General features: G+C 39.6%; 12 protein-coding genes and 1 riboswitch. Of the genes, 9 read left to right on the forward strand and 3 right to left on the reverse strand.

Translation table 11 applies throughout. The annotated features are described in order from the left end of the window. Positions 1-14 precede the first annotated feature (14 nt). Positions 15-833, reverse strand: a complete 819-nt coding sequence (locus tag AC0VYV_RS11745) for a helix-turn-helix domain-containing protein (protein WP_475365243.1) — start codon at positions 831-833, stop codon at positions 15-17. Between the two features lie 155 nt (positions 834-988). Between AC0VYV_RS11745 and AC0VYV_RS11750 the strand changes: the two genes are divergently transcribed. From AC0VYV_RS11750 to AC0VYV_RS11790, 9 genes are all read left to right on the forward strand, one after another. After that, the gene (locus AC0VYV_RS11750; RefSeq protein ID WP_475373830.1) at positions 989-3,223 is read left to right on the forward strand and encodes an FAD-dependent oxidoreductase; all 2,235 of its coding nucleotides are present in this window, start codon (positions 989-991) and stop codon (positions 3,221-3,223) included. Between the two features lie 190 nt (positions 3,224-3,413). Next, positions 3,414-4,310, forward strand: a complete 897-nt coding sequence (locus AC0VYV_RS11755) for an ABC transporter permease (protein WP_236690353.1) — start codon at positions 3,414-3,416, stop codon at positions 4,308-4,310. Next, positions 4,304-5,164 (forward strand): carbohydrate ABC transporter permease, encoded by an 861-nt coding sequence (locus AC0VYV_RS11760; RefSeq protein ID WP_048309424.1) that lies wholly within the window; start codon positions 4,304-4,306, stop codon positions 5,162-5,164. The genes AC0VYV_RS11755 and AC0VYV_RS11760 overlap by 7 nt, the downstream gene beginning before the upstream one ends. A 59-nt stretch (positions 5,165-5,223) precedes the next feature. Then, a complete protein-coding gene (locus AC0VYV_RS11765; RefSeq protein WP_475373831.1) occupies positions 5,224-6,393 on the forward strand; it encodes a Gfo/Idh/MocA family protein in 1,170 nt (389 codons plus the stop codon). Between the two features lie 42 nt (positions 6,394-6,435). Next, positions 6,436-7,065: a YesL family protein gene (locus AC0VYV_RS11770; RefSeq protein WP_226613263.1), complete on the forward strand. Its 630-nt coding sequence runs from the start codon at positions 6,436-6,438 to the stop codon at positions 7,063-7,065. A 20-nt stretch (positions 7,066-7,085) separates the two neighbouring features. Continuing rightward, positions 7,086-7,919: a 5-dehydro-4-deoxy-D-glucuronate isomerase gene (gene kduI, locus AC0VYV_RS11775; protein WP_430245344.1), complete on the forward strand. Its 834-nt coding sequence runs from the start codon at positions 7,086-7,088 to the stop codon at positions 7,917-7,919. 10 nt (positions 7,920-7,929) lie between these two features. Continuing rightward, complete coding sequence (gene kduD / locus AC0VYV_RS11780) at positions 7,930-8,691, forward strand: 2-dehydro-3-deoxy-D-gluconate 5-dehydrogenase KduD (RefSeq protein WP_283154206.1); 762 nt, start codon at positions 7,930-7,932, stop codon at positions 8,689-8,691. A 31-nt stretch (positions 8,692-8,722) separates the two neighbouring features. Next, positions 8,723-9,919: an N-acetylglucosamine-6-phosphate deacetylase gene (nagA, locus tag AC0VYV_RS11785; protein WP_430245348.1), complete on the forward strand. Its 1,197-nt coding sequence runs from the start codon at positions 8,723-8,725 to the stop codon at positions 9,917-9,919. A gap of 33 nt (positions 9,920-9,952) precedes the next feature. After that, a complete protein-coding gene (locus tag AC0VYV_RS11790) occupies positions 9,953-14,659 on the forward strand; it encodes a carbohydrate binding domain-containing protein (protein WP_475373832.1) in 4,707 nt (1,568 codons plus the stop codon). 65 nt (positions 14,660-14,724) lie between these two features. Here the strand turns inward: AC0VYV_RS11790 and AC0VYV_RS11795 are convergent, their stop codons facing one another. Both AC0VYV_RS11795 and AC0VYV_RS11800 read right to left on the reverse strand, forming a co-directional pair. Beyond that, complete coding sequence (locus AC0VYV_RS11795) at positions 14,725-16,026, reverse strand: nucleobase:cation symporter-2 family protein (protein WP_475373833.1); 1,302 nt, start codon at positions 16,024-16,026, stop codon at positions 14,725-14,727. Beyond that, the gene (locus AC0VYV_RS11800; RefSeq protein WP_475373834.1) at positions 16,023-16,610 is read right to left on the reverse strand and encodes a xanthine phosphoribosyltransferase; all 588 of its coding nucleotides are present in this window, start codon (positions 16,608-16,610) and stop codon (positions 16,023-16,025) included. The genes AC0VYV_RS11795 and AC0VYV_RS11800 overlap by 4 nt, the downstream gene beginning before the upstream one ends. Before the next feature lie 105 nt (positions 16,611-16,715). Beyond that, positions 16,716-16,817: riboswitch (purine riboswitch) on the reverse strand. Positions 16,818-16,903 lie beyond the last annotated feature (86 nt).

Raw genomic sequence — 16,903 nt, forward strand, 5'->3', positions numbered from 1 at the left:
GCGGTTTATTTGTATTACATTTGGTGAATTTTTTTAAATTCTGATGGGCTTTTCCCTTCTTTTGTTCGAAACGCACGGCTAAAGTAATACCGATTTTCATAGCCTGAATGTCGTGCGATTTCATCCATTGTCCAATCCGTGTTGGCGAGTAATTTTTTCGCTTCTTCTACTCTTAGTGAAATCAAATATTCCTTTGGCGTCATCCGAAAAGCTGCTTTAAACCTTCTAGTAAGTTGAACAGGACTAAGTCCTAATTGAATAGAAAGGTCATTCATGCTAAATAGAGACATTAAGCCTTTCTCTTGAATAGTATTTTTCGCATCAATCATCAGCTTATCTTTTTGGCCGATTTGTTTCACATGCTTTTCTTCAAGCTCCCAACAAAACACATTCCAAATATCTCTCAGTATGTAATTAATACGGGACATATTCTGAGAGTGAGTATGATTCGAATACAAAGCCAAATATTCGAAATTAGAAGAAAGTCTTTTAAAATCTCTTAACGTCCATTTTCCACTAATAATGGATTCATCTTCTTCCAATGGCTTTAGTAACGAAGGATCTGATAAGTACTCTTTTTTTAATTCCCATTCGAAAATAAATGCAAAAAATGACAAAGGCTCAATTAACTTCCTTTTAAAAGGTGTGTTAGGTGGACAAAACACGAGGTCACCAACCTGTGCTACACCTTTCTTATCACCGATTGAAAATTCGAATTCACCTTTTTCGACCGCAAATAACACCCACTTAGGGTGGACATCTTCTTCAAATACAAATCGCTGCTTTTCTTTCCAATGAGCTAAATAAATGACCGATGGAACATAGTTTTGCAACGTTTTAGAGTCCAGGATTAATTTCACCACCTTATGAAATAAAGTATAAACAAATGACTCTATATTACATTTTAATAGAAGTTGGCAAGCGATACAATTATATTTAGAAAACTTAAAAAATTATCGAAGGTAACATCAAGGAGGATGTTCATCGCATGAAGTATGAAACAGTCGAATCTGATATTACGGTAATTGGGGGAGGTCTTGCTGGAGTTTGTGCAGCCGTATCGGCCGCTCGATTAGGTAAAACTGTTTTCCTTATCCAAAACAGGCCAGTACTTGGCGGTAATTCAAGTAGTGAAGTAAGAGTGTGGGTAAGCGGTGCTAACGCAGTAGGAACACAAAGATATGCCAGAGAAACGGGCATCATGGGAGAAATGCTTGTTGAAAATCAATATCGGAACCCTGAAGGAAACCCATACTACTGGGACCTGATCGTTTATGAAACCGTGTACAACGAACCAAATATTACACTTCATCTTAATACAGATGTTCATGAAGTAGAAGCCACTGGAGAAAATGACAATCGTGTTATCCAATCGGTTACAGGCTGGATGATGGGATCAGAGCGGAAAATTACCTACAAGAGTGAGGTATTCCTTGACTGTACAGGAGATGGATTAGTTGGTTTTCTCGCAGGGGCCGAATTTAAGTTAGGTAGAGAAGCAAGACATGAGTACGACGAAGAGTGGGCACCAGAAGAAGCTGACAACATCACACTTGGAAGTACCATCTTATTTTATACAAAGGATATTGGAACACCAGTGAAATATGTCGCACCAGCATTTGCAAGAGACATTACCCAAACTCTCATTCCAGAAAAAAGAATCATTCGAACTGGGGACTCTGGCTGCTATTATTGGTGGATTGAATGGGGCGGCGAAATGGATACCGTACATCAAAACGAAGCAATACGAGATGAATTATGGGCAGCCATTTACGGAATCTGGGACTACATTAAAAATTCAGGGAAGTTTGATGCTGACAACCTAGTTCTTGAGTGGGTAGGGTCTGTTCCAGGTAAAAGAGAGTACCGCCGATTTGTAGGCGATTATATGCTAAATCAAAATGATATTATTAGTCAGAGACCATTTGATGATCGAATTGCTTTTGGTGGATGGTCAATTGACCTTCATCCCCCAAAGGGCATGTATACTGGAGAAAATGCATCCAAGCACCTTTTCCCTGATGGTCTATATCACATTCCATTCCGCTCTTTATACTCACGCAACGTTTCGAACATGTTTATGGCGGGGCGGAATATCAGCGCAACCCATGTAGCATTCGGAACTACTCGAGTGATGGCAACTTGTGCGGTTATGGGGGAAGCTGCTGGAGTAGGCGCCGCTCTATGTGTGGACAAACAACTGACGCCACGTGAACTGTATGAAAATCATTTCAAAAGTGTGCAGCAAACTTTGCTCAAACAAGATGCTTCAATTATTGGAGCTAGAAACGAAGATGAAAGGGATCAAGCTAAACTTGCAACGATCAGCGCATCAAGCACATATCAAAAGATTGCCATTAACACACCAGCTGAACTGTACTCTTTAAAAAATGATGTGGGTATCTTGTTTCCAGTTGATCAGAAGCTCACTTCAATTGAACTTTTAGTCGATGCTACTATAGAAACAGAAGCGATTATAGAAGTATGGGATACAGGTAGAGGTGAAAATTACATTCCTCGTATATTGCATAATGAGAGGAAAGTAACCATTCCAAAAGGTGAGAAGCAGTGGATCACAGTTAGCATTCCCTGGACACCAAACGGTGAACAAAATGCTTTTATCGTGATTAAGGAAAATGAACAGCTAGCTTTATGGAAGTCAAAACAGCCACTATCCGGGGTGTTAACTTTTGAAAAAGGAGATATTCCGATCGTTGACCCTAACTTGTCCCAACAACCCGAGCAGTTAGTCGTTCAGTGGTCAATGAAAAATCTTACACGACAGCCGTTTTGTTTTAAAGTAAGTGATCCAATCGGAACTTACTTACCAGATAAAGTCATTAATGGTTACCACCGACCATTTGGATCTCCACATATGTGGATGTCTGAATCCACTGGAGGGGAAGAGTGGATCGAGTTAACCTGGGACAAGCCGGTTCAAATGAATGAAATCCACTTAACCTTTAATGATGATGTGAACGAATACTTAATTAACCTTCACTTTTTGAAAACAGAATTCGATATTATGCCAGAGCTAGTTGCCAACTATCGTATTGAAATGAATTTAGATGGTCAGTGGCAAACGGTAGATTCAATCAAATCTAACCGAAAAAGAAAGCGCGTCCATCATTTAGAAACCTTTACTACTGATAAAATACGTGTGGTTATCGAGGAAACCAATGGTTCACAGCACGCTGAACTGATCGAAGTGAGAGTCTACTAGTATCTAAATTAATAAACTCTCACAGGTGAACAGATATGCTATTGTAATAATATCTCAAAAGAAATCGAATTTTCAGGTAAGAAAGTCTGTCACCAAAGAACAGTCTAGGAGGGAATTCATGAATGCAAAAACAGCTGTAGAGTCAGAGAGGTCACTTTATACGAAATCGGAAACAAAGAAGAAAACGCTGATGACAAACTTATGGAAGTACAAAAGCTTCTACATTATGCTTGCACCGGGGTTAATTTGGTTTTTCATCTATAAGTATCTACCAATGTACGGCGTTATTATCGCGTTTAAAGATTACAACGTGATGGAAGGCATCACGGGGAGCAACTGGGCTGACCCATGGTATAAATATTTCCAAATTTTCTTTGATTCCCCTTATTTCTACCAACTATTATCCAACACATTGATCATTAGTTTATACAAAATTCTTTTTGGAATGGTTCCGAGTATTGTACTCGCTATCTTTCTAAATGAATGTAAAACAATGTGGTTTAAAAGATGGATACAAACGCTAAGCTACATGCCACACTTTCTATCTTGGGTAATCATTTATGGAATTTGTATCGCTTTCTTGTCAGAAAGCACAGGGTTATTTAATCGTTGGTTAACAGAAGGGGGAGCATCAAGCATTCCTTTCTTAACATCAACAGACTGGTTCCGTTCGATATTAGTAGGATCTGAAGCATGGCAAAGTCTCGGATGGGGAGCCATTATTTATTTAGCAGCGATAGCCGGAATTAATCCTTCTCTCTATGAAGCAGCAAAAGTAGATGGGGCGAATCGCTTTCATATGATCTGGCACATTACACTACCAGGAATACGTAACGTTATCATCCTTTTGTTTATTTTAAAGCTAGGACATATGCTTGATGCTGGTTTTGAACAAGTTTACATCATGTATAACGTCCAAGTATATGAAGTGGCTGACATTATTGATACGTGGGTTTTCCGAACAGGACTTGAACAGATGAACTTCAGCCTTGCTGCATCAGTAGGATTATTTAAGTCAGCAATTGGCCTTATTCTTGTCATCGGAGCGAACCAAATTGCGAAGAAATGGGGCGAAAACATATGGTGAAAAATAAAGGAGACCGCGCCTTTGATCTACTTGTAACGATATCTCTCATCCTAGTTGGTGTACTATCCGTTTTCCCTTTGCTTTTCGTCGTTGCAGTATCTCTAACCCCGATCGAAGAAGTATTGAAAAATGGTGGATTTGTTCTGATTCCTGAAGCGATTAACTTTGATGCGTATACTCACCTTTTATCTCAACCCAAAATACCAAAATCGTTTATGGTCACCATTTTTATTACAGTTGTTGGAACGATCATTAACTTGATTCTTACTACGTTAATGGCGTATCCATTAAGTCGTAAAAATTTACCTGGTCGCAACATTTTCATTTTCCTCGTCGTCTTTACACTCTTATTTAACGGCGGGATCGTACCAACATACTTAATTGTAAAAGCAACTGGTTTACTTAATTCGGTGTGGGCAATGATTATTCCGAATGCGATTTGGAGCTTTAATGTTCTGATCATGAAAAGCTTCTTTGAAAACTTACCAGAAGATATTTTCGAAGCAGCTCGAATTGATGGTGCAGGCGAATTTAGAATTCTCGGGCAAATTGTACTCGCTCTTTCGAAACCCGTTATGATTACAATTGGGTTATTCTATGTCGTTGGTCACTGGAACGAATTTTTCCAGGCTGTTATGTACATTACAGACCCTGCCCTAAATCCTCTCCAGGTTGTGGTTCGAGATATTCTTGTACAAAATCAAGACCAAATCGAGAACGTGGATGCAGTTATACCGACAGCTACCATTCAAATGGCAGCCGTTATTATTGCAAGCTTACCAATCATTGTGATTTATCCATTTGTTCAGAAGCATTTAACAAAAGGTATGCTACTAGGTTCGATCAAAGGATAGAAAACGATCATGTCAGAAGCAGAACATAGAATGAATGCCATACTCGTAGGGGAGAAACAATGAAACAAGTAAGAATTGGATTAATCGGTATTGGATTAAGAAGTTCTATTGCAAAATATTGGCATCAGCCGGATGGAGAATCTGTTGTTGTAGCAGCAGCAGATCTATCCATCTCTAGATTAAAAGCCTTTCAAGAAGACATAAACAAAGAAACATTTATTACGACAAATTATAAGGAACTTTTGGAACGACAAGACGTGGATGCCGTTGTTATTACAACACCTGATCACTTACATGAGGAACATGCCATTGCAGCATTTAGAGCAGGAAAACACGTGTATTGCGAGAAACCATTAGCCATTTCAGTGGAGGGGTGCGATCGTATTCTCGATGAGTGGGAGAAGTCAGAGAAGCATCTTATAATCGGGTTTAATATGAGGTACATGAATATGTTTCGAACGATGAAAGGAATTGTTGACTCTGGTGTAATAGGTGACATTAAAGCCGTTTGGGTTCGCCATTTTGTAGGGTTAGGTGGAGAGTATTACTACCATGACTGGCACGCTAACTCTGCAAATACGAATTCTCTTTTACTCCAAAAAGGTTCTCATGATTTAGATATTATCCACTGGATAACAGGAAGTTACACCAAAAAAGTCTCAGCATTTGGTAGCCTTGATTTCTTCGGAGGAGAAAAAAATAACAATCTTACGTGTCCCACTTGTGATCAAAAACATGACTGCACGGAATTTAGCACTACTCCATTGAATCAATGCGCTTTTCGCAATGAAGTGGATGTAGAAGACAATAACATGGTCATTATGGAATTAGAAGGTGGCATTAAAGCTTCTTATTTACAGTGTCATTTCACCCCAGATTATCAACGCAACTATACGTTTATTGGCACAAAAGGAAGAATTGAAAACTCCGAACCGGATGGAAAAGTATATGTGAAGACGAGAAAATCTAACACCTGGCATGAATATGCTGATCAAACGTACGACATAAAGACGGCAGAGGGAAGTCATGGTGGAGCCGACCCAGTCATATGTCAGGATTTTGTAAATCTTGTTCTTCATAATAAACAACCGCTCACAACTCCTTATGCTGGAAGAATGAGTGTCGCAGTTGGTTGTGCGGCGTCAGAATCCATTCGGGCTGGAGGAAAAGTGGTACAGGTCACTCAGCGAGTTGGATCTGAAAAGGCACAAAGCACAGGTATGACTTAACTAAACATCACGAGAAAAAGAAGGATAAAGAGGTGTATCTGAATGGTTGAATTAAATGGCTTATGGGGCAAATTTTATCGCATTACGGAATGGGTCGCTCGTCTTGTATACGTTCAATGTCTATGGCTCGTATTCTCGATTGTTGGGCTTTTGGTCGCAGGAATTTTCCCTGCAACAATGGGCATGTTTGCAGTCGTACGCCGCTGGCAACTCGGAGAGACAGATGTTCCTGTTTTCCCTGAGTTTTGGACTACCTATAAACAAGAATTTATAAAGGCCAATCTTGTTGGCTGGTTGACGACGATCGTGGGAGGGTTATTGCTCTTTAATTTAACCCTGTTCAGAGGGTATGAAGGAGTATTTTTCCTCATATGCTACCTCTTTACCTTAACAATCATATTTTTGTATAGCTTGACAGCGCTTTTTGTTGCTCCTGTTTTTGTTCAATATAAATTATCAGCCCTTAAAGTTATCAAATACGCGGCCATCATTGCATTATCTTATCCGTTACATGCTTTGATGATGGGGGCAATCATGATTGCCTTCTATTATGTCCTTTTATTAGTTCCAGGGTTATTACCGATTTTCAGCTTTAGCTGGCTTGCCTTTCTACTCATGTGGGTAGCGAATCTTGTTTTTCGTAGAATGGATCAAAAAGAAGTTCAAAAATAACATTTATGGGAGATGAAAATATGGAAATCAGACATGCAACAAACCCGACAGAAGCCAAACACTATACAACAGATCAATTAAGAGAACGGTATATGATGGAGAGGGTTTTTACTGAAGGGGAAATCAATATGCTTTATGCTCATGACGATCGTATGGTGATCGGAGGAGCTATTCCAACAAGTCAGGAAGGACTTTCGCTATCCGCAACAGAGACATTAAAAACATCTTATTTTCTAGAACGTCGAGAAATCGGGATCATTAACATCGGTGGGCATGGAACTGTTCAGGTTGATCAAGAAACGTTTGAACTCGATAAGCGTGATTGTCTTTACATAGGAAAAGGCAAGGAAAACGTTACGTTTTATCCTGGTAACGCCGAGAGTGCAGCGAAGTTTTATTTTGTCTCTACACTAGCTCATAAAGAATATCCTACTCAGAAATTAGCTATTAAAGACGCGGAGCCTAACCACCTCGGTTCTATTAAAGAGTCAAATGAACGAACGATTTACAAATACGTTCACGCAGAAGGAATTCAAAGCTGCCAACTCATGCTAGGGATGACAATGCTAGAGCCTCATAATATGTGGAACACGATGCCAGCTCACATTCATGATCGCCGAAGTGAAATCTATTTGTATTTTGATATGCCTGAAGAAGGACGTGTTTTTCATTTCATGGGAGAACCAGACGAAACAAGGCATTTGCTCGTTTCTAATGAACAAGCAGTCATTTCCCCATCCTGGTCCATCCATAGCGGTGCTGGAACTTCAAGCTATACGTTTATTTGGGCTATGGCTGGAGAGAACTACACGTTTACGGATATGGACTTTATTGATATGAAAGACTTAAAATAGGAGGCCAATGATGGGATACTTAGATCGGTTTTCATTAGAAGGGAAAACAGCACTCGTCACAGGAGCAGCTGGAGGAATTGGTCAAGCAATCGCCGTGGCTTATTCAAAAGCAGGGGCAAAGCTCATACTACTTGGTCATCGAAATAACTTAGATGAAACAACGCAACTGATTGAGGAAGGAGGTGGGAGTGCTCATCAAGTAATTATTGATTTAGAGGATGTTGAATCACTTCCAGCATATTGTGAAGATCTATTAAGTCAATTCCAAATCGATATCTTGGTTAATAACGCTGGGATCATTAGACGAGAAGAGGCTTCTAATTATTCAATAGACAACTGGAATGCTGTGATGAACACGAACGTCAATGCCTTATTCCTTCTTACTCAACATCTTGCTCGTCCGATGCTTGAACGAAAGGAAGGGAAAATCATTAATATTGCGTCTTTACTATCATATCAAGGAGGAGTGTATGTACCAGCATACACAGCAAGCAAACACGCTGTTAACGGTTTAGTAAAAGCGTTTTCGAATGAATGGGCAAAGGATGGAATTCAGGTAAATGGCCTTGCGCCAGGCTACATTGCCACAAATAATACAAAAGCCATTCGAGAAGATGAGAAACGCAACCAATCTATCTTAGAGCGCATCCCTGCTGGAAGATGGGGAGAAGCGGAGGACTTAACAGGCGCAGCTATTTTCCTAGCTTCTGAGGCTTCTAATTACATGAACGGACATACGTTAATTGTCGATGGCGGTTGGATGGCTCGGTAGTAAGTTGCTCTAAACGGAAGGGGGTGAGAAGTTGCAACGCATCTTACTTAGAGGAGGAAAAGTTTACACTCCTAATCCAAATCGTCAAGAAAATACTATTCTCATTGAAAATGATAAAATCACCGGTATCGGTTCAGATATTTCAAGAGATTTACCGGTTGATCAAGTGATAGATCTCCCTTCCCAATACGCTATTCTACCAGGTATGATCGATGTCCACATTCATGGTGCAGCAGGTTCAGACGTCATGGATAGTACCCCTGAAGCCTTAACAACGATTGCCAAGACTCTTCCCTTAGAGGGTACGACTAGCTTTCTAGCTACAACGATGACGAACCCCTCTTCAAATATTGAACATGCATTAAGAAATGCTGCTACTTATCATCAAAAAAATAACCATCCTGGCCAAGCTGAAATGATTGGGATTCACCTAGAAGGACCATTCATTAATCAAAACCGTGCCGGTGCTCAACCTACTTCCTCCATTATTAGACCTGATGTTTCAACATTCAAACACTACCAATCTCTCGCAAATGATTTAATAAAGCTTGTCACACTTGCTCCTGAGCTCGATGATCAATCAGAATTAACGAGGTATTTATATGAAAATGGGATGATCGCTTCAGTTGGTCATTCCGAAGCTAATTTTGTACAACTATCCCACGCTGTTAACTTAGGCATTCGACACGCGACACACCTTTTTAATGGAATGAACGGCCTTCATCATCGGGACCCAGGTTCGGCTGGTGCCATTCTATTAAATCAAAACATTTTAGCTGAAATCATCGTAGATGGGATTCATGTTTCTAAAGATATCGTAGATTTAACTTATCGGCTCAAGGGAGCAGAAGGACTTCTTTTAATCACAGACGCGATGAGGGCTAAATGCTTAAACGAGGGCATCTATGATTTAGGTGGTCAGGAAGTTGAAGTAAAAGATCATAAAGCCATACTAAAGAGCTCTGGCAGTTTAGCTGGAAGCATACTAAAAATGAACGAAGCTGCCCGAAACATGCTTGAATTTACTCATTGTTCCATGTATGACCTTATGAAGATGACATCTGAAAACGCAGCGAGAGAATTAGGTATCTGGAAGAGAAAAGGAAGTATAGAAGTGAATAAAGATGCTGACTTAATCGTAGTTGATGAACAAATGAATGTGCAATTAACGATATGTAGAGGACAAATCGCAATAGATCACTTCAAGAGAGCAAATAGCATAAGTTGATCCGTCAACCAATCCACTAATTGGGAGGATATTATGCAGAAACCGTTTGGATACTCTTTACTAATCGTCTTGACCTTAGTTATCTCCTTACTTGTTTCATCATCGCTTCATGCAGAAGAAAACAACATGATTCGTAATGGTAGCTTTGAAGATTCGAATGGTTCGTTAGACAAATGGGGAGTGTGGAAAGCCTCTGGAAACCCAACGATTGAAGCTATTTCTGACTCGTCGATTGATGGAAGTCACGCACTATCTATTCAAAGTCCTGATGAAAATGCTCGCGCCTCGGTGTATCAAGATATTCTTGTGGAGCCAGGGGAAAGTTATCAAATTTCTGAGTGGATTAAGCTTAGCAATGTTCAATCCTCTTCAAAGGGAGCCTATATAAGAGTATCCTTCTATAAACCGGATGGGCAAAGAAGTAAAGAATTCACGCTGTTTGAAGGGAAGGGAACAACCGATTGGGAGCAAGCCTCCCTAACGCTTGATATCCCTTCAAACATCACAAAAATACGCATCGAGAATTTTCTTGAAAACGGGACAGGGCAAATATTGATCGATGACGTTCAAGTTGTACCAACTACTAATATACTTCCAACAAAACTAGAATTGAATACTTCTTATAAAGCAATGGAAATTGATGAAACATTCCAAGCAGAAGCAACAGTATTACCTGAGAACGCTACAAATAAGGAAGTTACATGGACTAGTTCTGACAACACTGTTGCAGAAGTTAATCAAACAGGACTAGTGAAAGGTTTAAACAATGGTTTCGCAACGATTATAGCCACAACAGCATCTGGCGCGTTAACCGCCTCATTTACAGTAGAGATCGGTCAGGCTAATTATATTCTAAATGGAGCATTTGAGGATGGTGATCCTGGCTCCGTCCCTCCGAAGTGGAGTACATGGAAGCCGAAGGGAAATGGAGAAATAAAGCTTGTTACAGATCAGGTAAAGGAAGGAACACAATCTGCTTATCTACACAATACAAATCCTGATGATAGAACGTCACTCGTTCAAAGAGTTCCGATACAAGCGGAAACAACATACGCACTATCTTATTGGATGAAGACGGAAGATATTAATGAAGGTTCAGGGTCTATGGCCGTACGTATTCAATTCAAAAATGAGACATGGCAAAATACGTCAGGCATGATTTTAGTTGGAGCAAGGGAAGGTTCAAATGAATGGACAAAAATAACTAAACTCCTGAACGTCCCTAAAAACACGGTTACATTATCCATTGAACCAATGATGGATAGTCGAAATGGGAAAGCGTGGATTGATGATATGCAATTAGTAAAAGTGAACTATGATGAGCCACCTGACATCAGTGCGTTTCAAGCAACGACAATCACAACAGGAGCTGTCAAGTTAAAATGGGATGTCCCTCCCGGATATAATGACCTTTTAACATATAACATTTATCGAAGCACAGAAGAGGAGTTTCCACTTGATGAGGAACATCTATTAAATAAGAGTGAAACAAACGAATGGATCGACTCGAGAACTTCCTTAGGTGCTACCTATTTTTATAAGATAGAAGCAATAATGAAAGCCACAAAAGAAAGTAGTCAATCCAATACTGCATCAGTTGAAATCACAAACGTAAAACCACCATCTAAGCCAGAGGCATTTAGCGTTCTTACTCATATAGAAAATGGCGCAGTAGGAACATGGGGATTATCTCCAGAATCGCGCCTTGAGTTCATCAGAATTTATTCTTCTCCAAATAAAATTGAAAATTTAAATGAGGCTACTCTTGTAGCCGAAGATCAAGCTCAACATCCTTCAATCTGGATGAATGAAGACGTTACTGATGAGTATTTCGCCATGACTGTCGTTGATGCGGAAGGAAATGAGAGCGATTTCATAACTGCTAAACAAAAAGATATTCTCCCTAAAGTCCAAGATGAACCAATAAGTCTTGATCATCCTTATTTGTATTTTAATGAAAATGACATAGACGAACTAAAAGCTAAAATAGAAACAGAAGCATATGCAGAAGATGCATTTAAAGACTTACAGAAAAACGCAGATGAAGCAGTCCAACGAACCACAGGGGAATTTTCACTCCCGCCTACTAAGAATAACCTTCACTTACATTTAGGAGAAATCGCAAGAGATGCCGGACTCGTTTATTGGATAACAGATGATGATAAATACAAAGAAGCTGCCATTACGATAATGAAAGAATACGCAGATCATTACCCCGATTATCCCCTGACAGGAAGTTATGATGGGAGACTTACAGCACAAACTCTTGAAGAATCGGAATGGTTGATCAATATAGCTTGGGTATACGATATGATGCATCCCTTTCTAAATGATAATGAGAGATATAAAGTAGAAGAGAATGTATTGAAAAATGCAATAGAAGTAATTGATCGCTACCAACGAGGTCTCTCCAATTGGCAGGTCTGGCATAATGCTGCGATCGGTAATGCAGCCCTCGTTTTGAAAGACATGTCACGTCTTGATCAAGTTATCAATGATCAAAAGCATGGGGCAATAAAGCAGCTTTCGGAAGGAATCCGCCAAGATGGGCTATGGTGGGAAGGTCCAAGTACGTATCATGAATATGCCATTAAACCCCTTATGTATCTTTCTGTTCCACTCTATCAATCGAATCAAGACTTATTTCATGTAAAAAATGGTGAACAATATGCTATTAAAGAAATGCTCGATTCATTAATGAATTATACGTTTGGAAATATGGCTCGGCCTGCAATCGGAAATGCGGCATATAAAACCTTACAATCAAAAATGATATACGAGATTGGCTTCCATTACTATCAAGACCCAAAATACGCCTGGCTGATTAAACAATCCGTTGGAGAAAATCGTGAAGGTTCACTCACAGAGGCTTGGGCGATATTATTTGCAGATAAAGATCTTTCTTCTGCTGATTTTTCTATTGGTACAAATGTCTTTGCTCCGGAAGGGGAAAATAAGAACGGAAGCACCTTTTATCGAGATTCTGGTTTAACAATTATCCGTAATCATAAACCGGCTGGACAAGCGATGAATGTTAGTCTTTTTTATAGTCCTCCCGGAACTCCCAACGGACACCTTCATGCAGATAAATTAGGCATTATGATGTATGCTGATTCGAAAATGTGGCTGAAAGATGCTGGGTCCCTTGGATATGACAATCCTATGCATGTGAGCTGGGCGAAACAAACGCTAGCTCATAATACACTCGTTGTTGATCAAACGAGCCAGTATCCGCAGGGGGACTCAACATATTTATGGCAAGCTGATGAACCAGGAAACCCTTCTTCAGGTTACTTAGAACATGACTTCATTGGTCCAGTTGTGAAGCAAACCCGTGCAATAACTGAGGCAGTTTATGAAGGTGTTGCCATGGAACGCACCACTACGATGTTAGATGAGTATGTGCTAGATTGGTTTCATGCTGAAAGTGAAGACAATCATACGTACGATCTCCCTTTCCATATAGATGGAGACTTAAAGGATATCACTGTTGACGATCGAAGTAATGTCGATCAACTTCGAGATAAAGGCGGCTATCAACATTTGAATAGTTTGGAGAAGGGGATATCAGACGAGCTATGGGAAGCAACCTATCAAAAAGACGATCAGTTTTTTACCCTTACGATGCTAGGTGAAGAACAAACATCTATCTATACCGGAAATGTCTTCACTGAAATGCTGATGCCACGTAGATCGGCAAGAAAAACTGATTTTGTTTCTGTCATTCAACCTTACGAGGAAGAAAATGAAAAAGTAAATGTCATGGAAGTGCCTGTAGTGAGCGATCAATTTGCTAAAGGTGTTACTGTTTCTAGTTCGGATTTTGAAGATACCATTGTCATAGGTAACAAATTGGAACAAAAGAAGATGAACGAAATGGAATCCGACGGTGCTTTCGCTATGACAAGACATTCATTAAATGATCATAAACTAATAGAGATTTCACTTCAGGAAGGAACTTATCTCAGTTTGGGTGAAACCAACCTAACACTAGATCAAGAGGGAAGTATCGAACTTAGTAAGATGGATGAAAACTTTCGAATTGACTATCAAGGTTCTGACAATGTGATCACTCTTTCAGGTGATTTGATAAAGCCACAGACAAAAGTATGGATGTATGATGAAGAAAAAAAGAAAATGAAAAAGTTGAAAATGAATCAGAAAAACCAGCTTACTATATCCGTTAAAAATAATGATCAATTTATTTTGACGGATGGTGGAAATCCGAAAGAAGTAGCACAGCTTTATTCACATGTAGAACCTATCTTTAAAGAACAGCAAACAGAACCAGAAGTCACTGGAGAAGTTTCCATAACTTCTGCAGAAGAAGGAGTTATTGTAGAGGGCGAAGATTTTGTTGATCAGGGGGGTGGAGAGGTCGTCATCACTCCAAAAGCCGGAGCATCAGAAGGATTAGCTCTGAAAAACTGGGATCATGAAAACCACTGGTTGAAGTGGAAAATCACGGTTCCAAATGGAGGAACTTACAAGGCGATTGTACGCTATTCCACTGATATGCCGAATGCTTATCGAGAATTCAAGGTAGACGACGGCCCAATGAATAGCTTTCATTTCCCTTCCACATATGGATGGGAGAATTGGGAAGATGTACGACTGGATGCTTTAGATAACCATCCGCTTCTATTTGAACTTGAGGCAGGTGAACATGTCATTTATATGAACAACTTACTTTCCCCTTTAAATATTGACTATATTAAATTAGTAAAGAAAAACAGCTAAAATTTCATCATTATCAAAAAGCAAGCCTGGATTCGAATGAGTGATTCGAATCCAGGCTTGTTGTTTTATGAAGCTTTGGATTGAACGAGAGAAGAGGAAGTTGTTTTTTCTTTTCCAAATACGTGAAAAACAATATTTAATGTAATGGCCGTTAAACTACCTGCTACAATCCCATTATCTGTTAATATTTGAAGGCTTTGTGGCAGTTTTTCAAAAACAGATGGAGCCGCTGTAACACCTAGACCAACTCCAATCGAACAAGCAATGATAAAGAGGTTCTCTTGAGATTGAAAGTCTACGCGAGAAAGCATTTTAATGCCATAAGCCATTACCATACCAAACATAACAATCATAGCTCCACCAAGGACTGGTGGCGGGATAATAGTTGTGACAGCACCGATTTTTGGCACTAAACCGATCAAAATCAGCATTGAACCAACGAGATAAATAATTTGCTTCTTCTTGACACCAGATAGTTGAATTAACCCCACATTTTGTGAATAGGTCGTATAAGGAAATGCGTTAAATAATCCACCTAATACAATCGCTAGGCCTTCTGCTCTGTAGCCGTTTCTCACATCTTTCTCCGTCAGTTTTTCATCACAAATATCACTTAAAGCAAAGTATACACCTGTAGATTCTACAAGGCTTACAAGAACAACGAGAATCATCGTCAAGATAGCCGTCCATTCAAATGTAGGTACCCCAAAATAGAGCGGTTGAATTAAATGAAACCAGCTAGCTTCTTTAATAGGTGTTAGGTCAACCATCCCCATGAATCCGCCAACGATCGTACCAACTGCAAGTCCTATTAAGATGGCAACTGAACGGATAAACCCTTTAAAGAATCGAGTCAATAACACAATAAAGAGAAGCGTACCAAATCCAAGACTAATATTCTGTAATGATCCAAAATCAACCGAACCTTCCCCACCTGCTATATTCCCCATAGCAACGGGAATCAAGGTAATTCCGATGATGGTGACGACTGAACCAGTCACAACCGGTGGAAAGAATGCTATTAATTTGCTGAAAATAGGTGAGATTAAGATCACGAATAAACCTGCAGCGAGAATGGCTCCGTAAATGGCAGTAATACCATATGTTCCACCGATCGCAATCATTGGACCAACTGCGGTAAAGGTACAACCAAGTACTACCGGCAAGCCAATACCGAAGAAACGATTTTTCCATACTTGTAGAATACTAGCCATTCCACACATAAAAATATCAATTGAGACAAGATAAGTGAGTTCCTTTCCACTTAACCCCAGGGCCCCTCCTACAATGAGTGGTACAACGACAGCTCCTGCATACATGGCAAGAACATGTTGAATGCCTAGTGATAAATATTTCAGGCTATTCATACGAAACTTCCCTCATTCACAAAGGTGACTTTTCCAGCTTCTAGTTTAGCGATTTTCGCTAACGATTCCACCTTAATCCCTTTTGAGCGAAGGCGTTTCCCACCATCTTGAAATGCCTTTTCAATAACAATACCAATTCCAGCTACCGACGCACCTGACTTAGAAACAACTTCTATGAGACCTTCAGCAGCTTGGCCATTTGCAAGGAAGTCATCAATAACAAGAACGTGATCTTCTTCATTTAAAAATTTACTCGAAATGGTGATTGTATTCGTTTCTTCTTTAGTGAAAGAATATACATCTGCCGTTAACAAGTCCTCCTGTAATGTGAGCGACTTTCGCTTTCGAGCAAAAATAAGCGGCACATTAAGGGTGAGGGCAGCAAAAACAGCTGGTGCAATACCAGATGATTCAAGTGTAACGACTTTTGTAATGGAGTCTCTTTGAAATTTACTCGCAAATGTCTCACCAATTTCTTTCATAAGAACGGGATCGACTTGATGATTTAAGAATGAATCTACTTTTAAGACAGCGTCAGATAATGCTAAACCTTCCTGACTAATTTTGTTCATTAAATTTTCCATATAATTTCCTCCTTCAATACAAAAACCCGAAGAACATCGTTGCTCACAGAAGAGTGAGCAACATGCCTCCGGGAATATAGATAAAGAAAGAGTCTACAGTAATTAAACTGATGGTTGCTCACTCATAGTCGAATCATTTACGGTGATCCGGTAGAAACTTGCAAGCCATATTCTTGCGGTTATATGAGTGATGTTCTTATTCAGGTTATGATTGGTATTATAAACCAGCATTTAAATCAATGTAAAGACAAATCTTAACAATGACTTACTATTAATTAACTTCGTTCGGGTTT

The organism is Anaerobacillus sp. QJM3NY_17 (genome assembly GCF_056173665.1).

Coding starts and splice junctions, on each gene's coding strand:
- AC0VYV_RS11750 (WP_475373830.1), top strand. CDS start 989: ATGAAGTATGAAACAGTCGAATCTGATATTACGGTAATTGGGGGAGGT.
- AC0VYV_RS11755 (WP_236690353.1), top strand. CDS start 3,414: ATGACAAACTTATGGAAGTACAAAAGCTTCTACATTATGCTTGCACCG.
- AC0VYV_RS11760 (WP_048309424.1), top strand. CDS start 4,304: ATGGTGAAAAATAAAGGAGACCGCGCCTTTGATCTACTTGTAACGATA.
- AC0VYV_RS11765 (WP_475373831.1), top strand. CDS start 5,224: ATGAAACAAGTAAGAATTGGATTAATCGGTATTGGATTAAGAAGTTCT.
- AC0VYV_RS11770 (WP_226613263.1), top strand. CDS start 6,436: ATGGTTGAATTAAATGGCTTATGGGGCAAATTTTATCGCATTACGGAA.
- kduI (WP_430245344.1), top strand. CDS start 7,086: ATGGAAATCAGACATGCAACAAACCCGACAGAAGCCAAACACTATACA.
- kduD (WP_283154206.1), top strand. CDS start 7,930: ATGGGATACTTAGATCGGTTTTCATTAGAAGGGAAAACAGCACTCGTC.
- AC0VYV_RS11790 (WP_475373832.1), top strand. CDS start 9,953: ATGCAGAAACCGTTTGGATACTCTTTACTAATCGTCTTGACCTTAGTT.
- AC0VYV_RS11795 (WP_475373833.1), bottom strand. CDS start 16,026: ATGAATAGCCTGAAATATTTATCACTAGGCATTCAACATGTTCTTGCC.
- AC0VYV_RS11800 (WP_475373834.1), bottom strand. CDS start 16,610: ATGGAAAATTTAATGAACAAAATTAGTCAGGAAGGTTTAGCATTATCT.